Below are 12895 nucleotides of genomic sequence, written 5' to 3'. Positions count from 1 at the left end.
TTATTTCGAAGCTAACGAATTTGTTAGTGCCTCTTTATTAGCAACATCTTCTTTTTTTATTTGCATACGTAGAACTGGCCCTATCGCTAATAAAATAAGTGCCATTGCTATACAAAACACAGTAACTAGTGAAGTTAGTTCCTTTAATCCTCCAGCTAGTGAAGTTCCAATTAGCATTGCCCCCATAAACAGTGGTAAAATCGTCCCATTTACTCTTCCAACCATATTTTCTGGTGCAAGTTGAATCATAAGCGTACCGACAACAATATTAACACAAGCTAAACAAATACCTGTTCCAAACCTCATGAAACTAGTAATCCAAAATGATGTAGATAGCCCTTCTACTAAAAATGACATTGCTAATATGCCCATACCGAATACAAACATCTTTTTCGGATTCACTTTTGAAGCGAAAATTGCAGCAACAATACCACCAATTAACATACCTATTCCATCAGCTGCAGCTAAATATTGAACTGCTTCCTTTTCCATTCCAAGGCGCTCTATTACAAGAAATACCTCTAATGGAGTTGTTAATCCAACAGCTAAGCCTATAATGGTGAAAGTGATCGTAATCATACGTAAATTTTTCGTATGAAGAACATACTTCCAACCTTCTTTTATATCATTTTTTAATGAATCTCTCGCCACTTGCTCTTTTTCAACCCATTTTGGTAAGAATGAAAGGGCGATAGCAGATAACAAAAATAAAATGATTAAGCTATATAGTGACGTAAATAAACCAAGTTGTGTATACACAAGCGATCCTACCACTGGTCCAAAAATCAGAAATAATGACTGTAATGTTTGGTTAAATGCAATCGCATTTGCTACCTCTTCTTCTTTTACATAGCGCTTAAATATACGCGAAGATGAGGGCTGAGAAAACTGACCTACAATCGCGGAAATGAGTGTTGCAAAAAATATAGCCTGCCAATAATCCATTTTTAACAACAAGACAATTCCTATAATAGACAGTACACTTAATACATCTCCAGCGACCATTGTTCTTTTCGGATTCCAGCGATCAGCTAGCGCACCACCGATAAACGAGAAAATAAAAATAGGTGCATATTCCATAACTGATAACAACGAAACAGAAACTGGATCATTATTCGTTCGCTCCATTATAAAATACAAAAGAGCCATATTTCTGATCCAAATTGCAAATTGTTGTAAAATATCAGACGCCATAACGAGCATAAATGCTCGGTTTTTAAATAAAGCGTTCATTTTCATTCCCCTTTCACAAACCGACCGTTCGGTCTAATTTATTTTGTAAGAAAAGCAACTGACCTATTATTCAGCTGCCATTCCTTTTAACAATACATCTATTGCCTTTTTATAAATACGTTTCAGCTCTTTATAATCTAATTCGTAGTAAAGCACTCCAAGTCCTGATAATAATCCGTTCACAATATACATAAGATCACGAGTATTATCTTCACGGAACTCTCCAGACTGTATACCTACTTCAATTAATTTCTCAAACATAACATATGATTCTCTAGTTAAAGCTAACAGTTCATCCAGAATCTCTTTACTTACAACTTGGCTCATAGAGAATTCCTCTATTGCATTTGAAATTGGTTGCTGTATGTCCTCTACATGATATTCCGCGAGACCATATAGTTTTTCAGTACTAGTGCTATACAACTTCTCTTTTTCATTCCATTTTTCAATCCAATCATACGTATGCTGTTTCACTACAAATAAAAATAATTCTTCTTTACTTTTAAAGTGATAATAAATACTTCCTTTACTTCGCTCTGTAATTTCACAAATCTCTTCCATAGATGTAGCTGCGTAGCCCTTCTGTGAAAATAGACTTTCTGCTTTATATGCAATTTCTTTCTTTATCTCTTCTGCGCTTCTTCTCATATTCACACCTCTTTAAACCGACCGTTCAGTCTAATAATAACAAATCAAAAACCTCTATCGCAAGAGGCTATATTCCTTATTTAAGAAAACGTACTTTCAAACCAAGTTCGAATCATATGTATGGTTCCAAATTTAAATGCTAATTTAACAAGAAATACGCCTCCCGCAGCTAATAAAAATAACACTACTTTCCCCTTATTTTTCACTTTCGGTTCCCTTTTCATTTCCATTCCCCTTAGTATGTTAAAAATATTAATCAAACGTTTGTTTAACTGTGTTTATGCATATGTAAGCCGACTAATCAAACGTTTGTTTAAAAAGAAATACGCCTATATAAGGCGCATTTTCATCAATCACCACCGCCACCGCAGCTTCCTCCGCTATCTCCCCCAAAAGACCCTCCACAATCATGTGAGCCGCCATCATGCGAGCTATCATTATCAGATCCAGCAAAGAAAAATAATGGTGATGAGCTGTTAGATGAATTATGAATGTTATTTTGTTTTGTAAGATTTACCTTCTTTTTGTTCGATCGAACTGCTGTTACGATTATTCCAACTACAACAAATAATAGTATGACAATAATAAATTCCATATAAAAGCCTCCCTTATTCCTCGAATAATTGAATGGTTCTTTCTAGATTTTCAAGTGAAATGAAGCGTGATTCACGAAGAATTTCTTTTCCATTATGAAATAATAAAATTGTTGGCCCTGTAAATACTCCATATCGCCCCGCAATCTCTTGCATATCTTGTAGTAATATCTCTATTTTCTCTACGTAATCATAATTCTCTAATACGCAATTTACTTTTCTTAGCATAACATCACAAACACCACAATTTTCCGTTTTAATAAACAGAAGTACCAATTGTTGTTCTTTGATATAGGTCGCTAATTCTTCTATCGTTTTAAATGTATTCATCTTATCCCTCTCAGCGTAATTTACGAAATACTTTGTCTTAATACATACGAAAAGCTGAACTATCTTTAATCTTTCTCTTTTCCATTGCCTGCTGAAAACGCAGAGTTTTTGCTGTTAACTCTTCTCGTAATTTCTTTCTCTCTTCTTCATCATAACAGCAAGCAATTAGATCCTCTATTTTTAATATATCTTTTTGTAGTTCCATTTCTGGTGGAATCATTCCCGCATTTTTTAAAATTTTATAACTCATTCTAAGTTCTGGAGGTACCATTGAAAGATCTTCTAATTGTAGTGGTTTTCCTTTTCCCGGAAGATAATCAAGATCACCATTCCGTATTGCTTGTCGAATTTTTTCTTCAGCAATGTTCAAAAACACATCCACACTATTCCCTCCTTTACATATTTTTACTATTATTTTACATGATATTTCCTTATCTTTCTACGTCTTTAATAATTGGCTCTATACAATTTTTTCTCAAATTTATTTATAATGAGCTTTTTCCTCCCATACCGATTTTTCGTTTTCATATATAGTTTGTATTCAAGCCTTTTTGTATTGAGAAAGTCTTTTTCAACTTAATAAAGCGTTTACACTAAATCTTACATTTGTTACGATTTAATCACCCCCAGCTCCCTTGTATAGACTTCGTGATGTCTGATCATTTTATCTAGACGTTTCACACGTCTAGATTCATTTTGATTTATTGGCGTATGCCTTTAAATATATCTTTTATTTTGAAAGGAGAAATGGCTATGAGGTCTCAAAAATTCACACTGCTATTACTATCCATACTACTTTTCTTACCTCTTTTTCTCACAAATTTTATTACTCCAAATCTCGCATTAGCAGATTCACCAAAGCAAAGTCAAAAAATTGTTGGGTACTTTCCTTCGTGGGGGGTTTACGGACGTAATTATCAAGTTGCTGACATTGATGCATCAAAACTTACTCACCTTAACTATGCTTTCGCGGATATTTGTTGGAATGGAAAACATGGAAACCCTTCTACTCATCCTGATAATCCAAATAAACAAACGTGGAACTGTAAAGAATCTGGTGTACCATTGCAAAATAAAGAGGTTCCTAATGGTACTCTCGTACTCGGGGAACCATGGGCTGATGTTACCAAATCGTATCCTGGCTCAGGGACAACTTGGGAAGATTGCGATAAATATGCCCGTTGCGGAAATTTCGGTGAACTAAAACGATTAAAAGCTAAATATCCTCACTTAAAAACAATTATTTCCGTTGGTGGCTGGACTTGGTCTAACCGCTTTTCTGATATGGCCGCTGATGAAAAAACAAGAAAAGTATTTGCTGACTCTACAGTAGCTTTTCTTCGCGCATATGGGTTTGATGGCGTAGATTTAGACTGGGAATATCCGGGCGTTGAAACGATTCCTGGTGGTAGTTATCGTCCTGAAGATAAACAAAATTTCACTCTCCTTCTTCAAGACGTCCGAAATGCTTTGAATAAAGCAGGTGCTGAAGATGGCAAACAATATTTACTAACAATCGCTTCAGGCGCAAGCCAACGCTACGCTGATCATACAGAGCTAAAGAAAATTTCTCAAATACTCGATTGGATTAATATTATGACATATGATTTCCACGGCGGATGGGAAGCTACTTCTAATCATAATGCAGCTCTATATAAGGATCCAAATGACCCAGCAGCAAATACGAATTTTTACGTAGATGGTGCTATAAATGTTTATACAAATGAAGGTGTTCCAGTCGATAAACTAGTATTAGGCGTACCCTTTTACGGACGTGGCTGGAAAAGTTGTGGCAAGGAAAATAACGGACAATATCAACCTTGCAAACCAGGTAGTGATGGGAAACTTGCTTCTAAAGGTACTTGGGATGATTATTCTACCGGTGACACGGGTGTGTATGATTACGGTGATTTAGCAGCCAATTACGTTAATAAAAATGGTTTTGTACGCTACTGGAATGACACAGCTAAAGTACCTTATTTATATAATGCAACTACAGGCACATTTATTAGCTACGATGACAATGAATCTATGAAATACAAAACAGACTATATAAAGACGAAAGGTTTAAGTGGAGCAATGTTTTGGGAACTAAGCGGAGATTGCCGTACAAGTCCAAAATATAGTTGCAGTGGTCCAAAATTACTTGATACGCTAGTAAAAGAATTACTTGGTGGACCTATTAGTCAAAAAGATACTGAGCCACCAACGAATGTTAAAAACATTGTAGTTACGAATAAAAATTCAAATTCAGTTCAATTAAACTGGACTGCATCTACTGATAACGTAGGAGTTACGGAATATGAAATTACTGCTGGAGAAGAGAAATGGAGTACAACAACAAATAGCATTACAATTAAAAACTTAAAACCTAATACAGAATACACATTTTCAGTAATTGCCAAAGATGCTGCTGGAAATAAATCACAACCTACCGCTCTTACTGTCAAAACGGATGAAGCTAATACGACACCTCCTGATGGAAATGGCACTGCTACATTTTCAGTCACTTCGAATTGGGGCAGCGGTTATAACTTCTCGATTATAATCAAAAATAATGGAACGACTCCTATTAAAAATTGGAAATTAGAATTTGATTATAGCGGCAATTTAACACAAGTTTGGGATTCTAAAATTAGTAGTAAAACAAATAACCATTATGTAATTACGAACGCAGGATGGAATGGCGAAATTCCTCCTAGTGGATCTATTACAATTGGCGGTGCAGGAACGGGTAATCCTGCCGAACTTTTAAATGCCGTAATTAGCGAAAACTAGACGTAATATCCATTAATTCTTTCACTAAAGTTTGAATTTAGGTTTGAGCAATACATCCTAAATTCAAACTTTTAATTTTATGAAAAATCAAAAAATAAAATAAACTATTATAATTATATTTAGTTTCTATATGAAGTTTATATGAAGTTCATTTGAATTTTAAATGAATTCCCTTTAATTTCTATTGTCTTCCTATAATATCCATATTATCCTTTACATATAGGAATTATTTTTATTCCATTTTGAACTATCTATATATATAAAGAAAGATAGTCACCTGTTAGGGAAAGGCTTTCGTATTATTATAAATATAACAAAAGAAAAAGCACGCTTATAAGCGCACCATAAGAGTGCTTCTTCATACAATTCTCATGTAAGAGTTCTCGAAAATCATGTTAATCACAAAGAAAAGGCATTAGCCCATAAAAGCTAATGCCTTTTCTTTATTCATATTGTTCAGCATTCCAATCTTCTATATTCCATACTTTTGTTATCCACGATTCATAGAAAGAAGGTTCATGTGAGACAATTAAAACCGTTCCTTTGTATTGTTGTAACGCTTCCTGTAAAGCCATCTTAGTTTCTACATCCAAATGATTAGTCGGTTCGTCTAAAATTAAAACATCAGCTTTTTCTATTTTTTCATATAAGGAGCTAACACACTTAAAATCTCTTCTTTATCCTTTTTTAATTCGAGTGATGTTAACATATCCATCGTTCTCGGCCTAGGTAATTTCACTTGTACCTCGCCAACTATTGACGCTGGTCTTTGAGATAAAATAAATACACGGTCAGACAGCAAGATTGCCTCATCTAAGTCATGTGTCACCATAACGATTGTTTGCTTCTCTTGATGCCAAGAGTTTAAAAGCCAGCTATGTACTTCCATTTTTGTAAATGCATCTAACTTTCCAAAAGGCTCATCAAGCAGCATAATTGGCTTTTCACATAAATAGGTGCGCAGAAAACTAATTCTTTGACGCATACCACCAGACAATTCATCTGGATAATGGTCTGCATATTCATCTAGTTCGAACTGCTTTAATGCTTCCATTCCTTCTGTCAGTCTTTGTTTTTTCGGCTTTCCTTCAATTTCTAACGGAAGAACGATATTTTGCAAAGCTGATCGCCACGGTAGTAATAAATCTTGTTGTGGCATATAACTAACAACATCTTGCTCTTGTACTTGCTTATCGTTATACGTTACGTTCCCGCTTGTTGGTTTTTCAACATTTGCAATCATGTTTAATAATGTGCTTTTCCCGCAACCACTCGGGCCTACAAAGGAGACAAACTCTCCCTCTTGTATAGAGGCACTAATCTTCTCTAGTACATTCTTTCCATCGAAAGATTTCACTATATTTTTTATTTGTAATCCGCTCATTTTTCACTTGGAAGGAATTCATTTGTAAAAGCATCTTTTACATCGATTTTCTTTTTAATAACTTTGTTGTCATATAAGAAATTCATGTAATTCGTCCAAATTTCTTCCTTCTGTACTCCCCATGCTTTAGCATCATCTTGATACTTCGTACTTAACCATTTTTGGCTTTCTTGAACTAAATCTTTATTTACATCTGGAACAGCTTTAATTAAAATATCAGCAGCTTCTTTCGGTTCCTTAATTGCAAAATTATAACCTTCTGTTGTTGCACTCATAAACTTTTTCACAAAGTCTTTATCTTGCTTCGTATGTTTTTCACTCGTAATAATAACAGGACTATAGAAATCAAGCGCTGGGTCTAAGTCTTTTACCATAATCGTATTTAACTCTTTTCCTTGGCGCTTCGCTTCAATTCCATCCCATCCGTAATAAATCCATTCAAAGTCTGCATCACGGCCGATTGATTTAAAGAAATCGGTTTGTCCTAAGATGATTTTTTCAACTTTATTAAAATCAGCTTGATGCTTATCCATAATCGTCTTTAATGTCGCTTCTTCTGCTGGTCCTCCCCAGCCGCCGTAACGTTTACCTTCAAAATCTTTCGGTGACGTCATATTATCTTTCTTAATTGATGCAAATGCTGAAGTGTTATGCTGAATAATCGCTCCGACAGATACAACAGGAATCCCTTCCACACGAGCCAACGTTACATTTTCTTGTGCGCTTATTGCGAAGTCAGCTTTTCCTGATGCTATCATTTGCTCTGCTGTTACATTGTCACCCGGTTGAATAATTTCTACATCTAATCCTTGCTTTTTGTAATAATCTTTCGTTTGTGCTACATATAAGCCAGTATGATTCGTATTTGGAAACCAATCTAATACTACTTTTACTTTTTGATCTTTACTTTTACTTTCTTCTTTCTTCGCCGGATTACATCCAGCCACGCCTACCGCTACTAAGGCAGCTAACATAACTTTCAAACCTTTTTTCATTTTCTGCCGTCCTTTCTATATATCCATGGTGCTGTTATTCTTGCCATAAACTCTACGATAAAATACAGACACAATGTCACCATAACGATGATTGCTGCAACACCAAATACTCGGGCAGTCAAAAAGGATTTTGTAGCCCTCGTAAGCATAACGCCTAATCCTTCACTTGCACCGAGCCATTCTCCGATAATTGCCCCCATTACGCTATATGTAACTGCAATTTTTAAGCCTGAGAAAAAGTATGGAAGCACTGCTGGAAATTTTACTTTCTGGTAAACTTGCCATTTCGTCGCCTTCATTGTTTGTAACAGCTTCAACATGTTTTTATCTACTGTTTGAAAACCTTCTAAAATACTAAGCGCAATTGGGAAGAAACAAACGAGTATTACGACCATTACTTTCGGCAACATCCCATATCCAAACCAAATAATAAATAGTGGTGCAAGTACAACAATTGGAATTGTTTGCGAAATAACGAGCAATGGATTTATTAAAATACGAAATAACGGTATAACGTCCATAATAATTGCGATGCTCGTCCCCAATAAAATTGCAAAGAATAGTCCAATTATAACTTCCTGCAGTGTTTGCATCGTATTTGGTAATAGTAAATCTTTCATCCCAATTAATTCTTGAACAATGGCAGAAGGCTTTGGTAAAATCCACGGTTCGATTTTAAATAATGAAACAGATCCTTCCCATATCGCAATGAGAAGGATAAGCCAAATAGTTGTAATAAGTTTAGATTGCTTCTGGTTTTGCATATTCATCACGGTACTTCCAAACCTTTTCATCTATCGTTACACCAGTGCTTGGACGATAATGGATTTTAATAGAAGTAATCACTTCTTCTGCTCCAGCATCGACGCAAGCTTGTTGTGCACGTTTAACGACATCAAGAAGTACATCTAATTCTCCTTCCAAAGTTGTTTCCATTGCCCCTACTTCATAACGAACTCCCGATTGTTGCACAACTTCAATTGCTTTATCGACAACAGAATATACATCTTTCGTTTTCGCTTGTGGTACTACTGAAAATGACATTGTAACTTGTTGTGACATAATAAAATCCCCCTTATAAAATTAAATTTCAAAAATAAGAAAAGGCTTTCCTACTGCGTAGGAAAGCCTTGTATGCAAGTTATTATAGAATAACATATGCTACATCACTTTAAGTAACTCCCTACGCTGGCATTATCCAGATCAGGTTGAGGGTCGATGTTTACTTACATCCTCTCAGCCAATTGGCTCCCCGGTCCTTAATTCGTTTTCATTGTAGCATGATTTATTTTATTGAACAAACAAAAGCATGCATAATCATTTCATTATTTTTGGAAAATATCCAACTTTTTCACCATAAGCTAATAACTGCTGTATAAATTCTTTATTAATTGCTGGTACTTTCAATTCTTTTTTCTTAATCCATTCATTCGTTCTACGTGTACCCATTACAATTTCAGATTGCTGTGCTCCATCTCCTGCAACTTGAGAAGCAATTAACTCTGCTATTACTTCATTTCCCTTTGCTAATTCCAGTCCGGCATTTTCATATTCTGAAAGTGGAACCATTTCAAGATTGTATCCACACTCTCCAATTAGCTGTATAAATTGTTCAAACTCAATTTGATGTGGATGACAAATATGTAACGTCTCTCCTACAATTTGCGCATCTTGTAAATACGATACAATTGATTTACTAGCAAAATCAATTGGTGTGAAATCAACTTTCCACTTCACATTTGGTGCTTTCCCAATTAATAGCATTGTTTTAATAAGACGATAAAATGCGTTTCCTTCAATATTTTGTTGGAACGAACCTGTTTCTGAATGACATGCTAAATTACCTGCACGATAAATATTTCCACGCAAACCATTTTTCATTGCTTCACGAACAATGTTTTCCGCTTGTAGTTTACTATTTGAATATACATTCTCTAAGTCTACACTGTAATTAAAATCACCAGTTTTCATGTATGTATCCCATTGATCTACCGCTAATTCTAACGGGATACCAATTGTAGAAATAAAATGGAATGTAGCGCCTTTTTCCGCTAATGCTAGCATACGGCTAGTCCCTTGTACATTTATATTTTCAAATTGTTTTACATCTCCAAAATGTCTTACATCTGCACCGCAATGAATTATCGTATCCATCTTAGAACTGATGAACATAAATTCTTCTTCGCTCATCCCAAGATACTCTTCTCCTAGATCGCCAGCTACGGCCTGTATACGCTGTAACCATTCTTCACATATATCATTAAAATAGCCTGTTAATGTATCTATAATTCTTTGCTGCACATCTTTGGTTGGTCTTACTAAACAATAAATAGTAGCAGATGTATCTCTTAGCAATTCATATAATATGTGTGATCCTAAATAACCAGTAGCTCCTGTTAAAAAGACATTTGAAATCTGTTTTTCTTCAAAAACGTTTGCATACGTAATAGTATCTGGTTCGTGAATTACTTTATATTCCCGAAATACTTCTTCTTTCTCTACTTTTACTTCTCGCTCAATTCGAGCTAATCCATATATCGTTCTTTCTTTAAAGAAATCTTGAATTGTTAAATGCGAGAAGTCTTCTTTTAACAATGTTAATACTCGTAATACTTTCAATGAGTGTCCACCAATTGTAAAGAAATCATCATGCACTCCAATTTTTGAAATTCCTAATACTTCCGCCCAAGCATTCGCTATTTGCTTCTCTGCTTTATTAGAAGGTGCAACATATTCTTGTAGACGAAGCGGTTCATACTTTTCTTCTAACTGGGCTAACTTTTTAACATCAATCTTTTTATTAGGTGTAAGTGGTAATTCATTAATATAAATTAGTTTAGATGGCACCATATAATCTGGTAACTGCTCTTGTAACTGATAAACTAATTCTGGTATTTCTTTTTTATTTAAAGTTGTATAGAACGCGATTAAATATTGGCTACCTTCCTTACTCTTCTTAGCAAAAACAGCATTTTCTTTTATATTATGATTTTGAGAAATTTTACTTTGGATTTCTCCTAGTTCAATACGATGTCCTCTAATTTTTACTTGATCATCTTTCCGATGTAAAAACTCTATATTTCCATCCTCTAGCAACTTAACGATATCACCTGTTTTATATATATTAACTATAGGATTAAAAGGGTTCGGAATAAAAGCTTCAATTGTTTTATTAGGTTTATTAAAATACCCTTTTGCTAATCCTACTGAATCTATATATAATTCACCAGGTACACCAATTGGACAAAGATTCATATTCTCATCCAAAATCATAACTTGATAATTAGCACATGGTTTACCAATGGGAATACTCGCAACATCCTCATTTAACTGACTAGGTATTTTATAGGTTGTCGTCACTACAGTACATTCTGTCGGTCCGTATACATTATGAATTTCAACATTTGTACCTATTCTTTCTCTCCACAATTTAATAACCTCTACAGGCAACATTTCACCGCCAATCGCAATTCTTTTTAGGGAAGCTAGCTTATATATATCTTCTTCTGCTAAATACGTTGCTACTTGTCGAACAAAAATTGTTGCTAATGCCAAGATCGAAGTTGCTTTCACTTTATAGATTGCATGTGCAAATGCTTCTACAGACAATCGCTCTTCCTCTAATAATACATACAAGTTTCCTCCACAGAATAAAGAAGCAAATGACTCCCATACAGAGGCATCGAAACTAAAGGAAGGAAATTGGGCAAATACATCCTCTTCTGTCAATTCATATTGCTTTTTCATCCAAGTATACAGATTAACAACGCCTCTATGTGCTAACATCGTTCCCTTTGGATTCCCTGTTGAACCAGATGTATAAATCATATAAGCTACATCATCACAATGAATAGACAACTTTACATCTATATCTTCACAAGTTTCACTATCATAAATTGAAACAGTTTGAACTCCATCACATGTTATAGGCGTCTCTTTCATCAATATAACTTTCGCTTGGCTATCTTGAATAATGTACTGTATTCTACTTTCGGGATAATCTGGATCAATTGGAACATACGCTGCACCAGCTTTTAATATAGCTACCATACTTACTACTGTGTCTATGCTACGTTTCATAAATATTCCAACATAGTCTCCTAATCGCACGCCGTTTTTAATTAACATATGAGCTATTTGATTACTTTTTTTATTTAACTCCTCATAAGTTAAAGTACCTTCCCTTGAAGATAAAGCTATACGATTTGGAAATTGAGTAACAGTATTATAGAACATATCGACGATACTTTTCTCAGGATATACCGCTGTCGTATCATTCACTTGACTATAAAGTGCCATCTCGGCCTCTGTAATAATATTAAAATGTTTTATGCGTTTATTATTATTTTGTGATTTATCAATTAAAACACCTTGTATTTGTTGTGCATAACGAGTAATCGTTGTCTCTTTCCAATTAACACTATTAAATATTATTTCTACACTTTGCATATTTTTACTAAATACAAATTGTAATGTATTCGCATCTTGTAGCTCATAATATGTTTCACCAATAATAATAGGTGACATTTCATATAATTTCTTACCATTTTGAAACTCTTCTATTTCTTCCGCATTTATTTCTTTAATTTGTTCCAGTTGCTCTTCAATCTGTAGATTCAAACTTTCATAGGAAAGAAAATTAGAAACTTCAATAGTAATCGGAAATAAACTTCCTCTTACATGATAAAACACGACAATATGTTTTTCTTTAGAAATATGATATAACCACGTTGCAGTCGCTCCTATTAAATCTACAATATGAGTCAAATTTAGAAACAGTTCCGTTTTTCTTTTCATTCTAATTTCTTTTCCTTGCACATCTTTAGGTATTGTAATATTTCCTTCTACTTTTCCTAAAAATTCTTTTACCATCTCATTATAAGAAATCGCTAATTTCATATTTATGTAAATTCCTCTCTCAAATATAATAAAGG

At 34.4% G+C, this 12895-nt stretch carries 12 protein-coding genes, 1 pseudogene and 1 riboswitch; of the genes and pseudogenes, 1 reads left to right on the top strand and 12 read right to left on the bottom strand.

The window, feature by feature from the left end; translation table 11 throughout:
- From BAQ53_RS01980 to BAQ53_RS01955, 6 genes are all read right to left on the bottom strand, one after another.
- Positions 1-1233, bottom strand: coding sequence for an MFS transporter (locus BAQ53_RS01980; RefSeq protein ID WP_208906450.1), 1233 nt, complete (start codon positions 1231-1233; stop codon positions 1-3).
- A 66-nt stretch (positions 1234-1299) separates the two neighbouring features.
- Positions 1300-1881 (bottom strand): TetR/AcrR family transcriptional regulator, encoded by a 582-nt coding sequence (locus BAQ53_RS01975; RefSeq protein WP_001254434.1) that lies wholly within the window; start codon positions 1879-1881, stop codon positions 1300-1302.
- A gap of 80 nt (positions 1882-1961) precedes the next feature.
- Positions 1962-2105 (bottom strand): hypothetical protein, encoded by a 144-nt coding sequence (locus BAQ53_RS01970; protein WP_000817981.1) that lies wholly within the window; start codon positions 2103-2105, stop codon positions 1962-1964.
- 125 nt (positions 2106-2230) lie between these two features.
- Complete coding sequence (locus tag BAQ53_RS01965; RefSeq protein WP_000394364.1) at positions 2231-2476, bottom strand: hypothetical protein; 246 nt, start codon at positions 2474-2476, stop codon at positions 2231-2233.
- Between the two features lie 13 nt (positions 2477-2489).
- Positions 2490-2804 (bottom strand): thioredoxin family protein, encoded by a 315-nt coding sequence (locus tag BAQ53_RS01960; RefSeq protein WP_001091339.1) that lies wholly within the window; start codon positions 2802-2804, stop codon positions 2490-2492.
- A 37-nt stretch (positions 2805-2841) separates the two neighbouring features.
- Positions 2842-3186: a DnaJ family domain-containing protein gene (locus BAQ53_RS01955; RefSeq protein ID WP_000382373.1), complete on the bottom strand. Its 345-nt coding sequence runs from the start codon at positions 3184-3186 to the stop codon at positions 2842-2844.
- Between the two features lie 371 nt (positions 3187-3557).
- Between BAQ53_RS01955 and BAQ53_RS01950 the strand changes: the two genes are divergently transcribed.
- Positions 3558-5582, top strand: a complete 2025-nt coding sequence (locus BAQ53_RS01950; RefSeq protein WP_001257470.1) for a glycosyl hydrolase family 18 protein — start codon at positions 3558-3560, stop codon at positions 5580-5582.
- A 443-nt stretch (positions 5583-6025) separates the two neighbouring features.
- Here BAQ53_RS01950 and BAQ53_RS01945 read toward each other — a convergent pair.
- The 6 genes and pseudogenes from BAQ53_RS01945 to BAQ53_RS01920 form a co-directional block, all read right to left on the bottom strand.
- Positions 6026-6220, bottom strand: a pseudogene (locus tag BAQ53_RS01945) (P-loop NTPase family protein); the annotation flags it as partial.
- Positions 6217-6966 carry an ABC transporter ATP-binding protein gene (locus BAQ53_RS01940; protein WP_000016076.1) on the bottom strand — a complete coding sequence of 250 codons (750 nt, stop codon included), beginning with the start codon at positions 6964-6966 and terminating at the stop codon, positions 6217-6219. The pseudogene BAQ53_RS01945 and the gene BAQ53_RS01940, both read right to left, overlap by 4 nt.
- Positions 6963-7961: an ABC transporter substrate-binding protein gene (locus tag BAQ53_RS01935; RefSeq protein ID WP_208906449.1), complete on the bottom strand. Its 999-nt coding sequence runs from the start codon at positions 7959-7961 to the stop codon at positions 6963-6965. The genes BAQ53_RS01940 and BAQ53_RS01935 overlap by 4 nt, the downstream gene beginning before the upstream one ends.
- On the bottom strand, positions 7958-8731 hold the full coding sequence (locus BAQ53_RS01930) for an ABC transporter permease (protein WP_001057166.1): 774 nt from the start codon (positions 8729-8731) through the stop codon (positions 7958-7960). Before BAQ53_RS01930 ends, BAQ53_RS01935 begins: the two co-directional genes overlap by 4 nt.
- Positions 8703-9023: an MTH1187 family thiamine-binding protein gene (locus BAQ53_RS01925; protein WP_000082906.1), complete on the bottom strand. Its 321-nt coding sequence runs from the start codon at positions 9021-9023 to the stop codon at positions 8703-8705. Before BAQ53_RS01925 ends, BAQ53_RS01930 begins: the two co-directional genes overlap by 29 nt.
- A 101-nt stretch (positions 9024-9124) precedes the next feature.
- A riboswitch (TPP riboswitch) is annotated at positions 9125-9226 on the bottom strand.
- A 52-nt stretch (positions 9227-9278) separates the two neighbouring features.
- A complete protein-coding gene (locus BAQ53_RS01920; protein ID WP_000761455.1) occupies positions 9279-12860 on the bottom strand; it encodes a non-ribosomal peptide synthetase family protein in 3582 nt (1193 codons plus the stop codon).
- Between the last annotated feature and the right edge of the window lie 35 nt (positions 12861-12895).

The sequence above is a fragment of the Bacillus sp. B25(2016b) genome (assembly GCF_001679765.1).
GTDB lineage: Bacteria > Bacillota > Bacilli > Bacillales > Bacillaceae_G > Bacillus_A > Bacillus_A thuringiensis_K.
The sequence above is the reverse complement of the archived record's forward strand: the minus strand, read 5'-3'. Positions and strand labels throughout refer to the sequence as shown.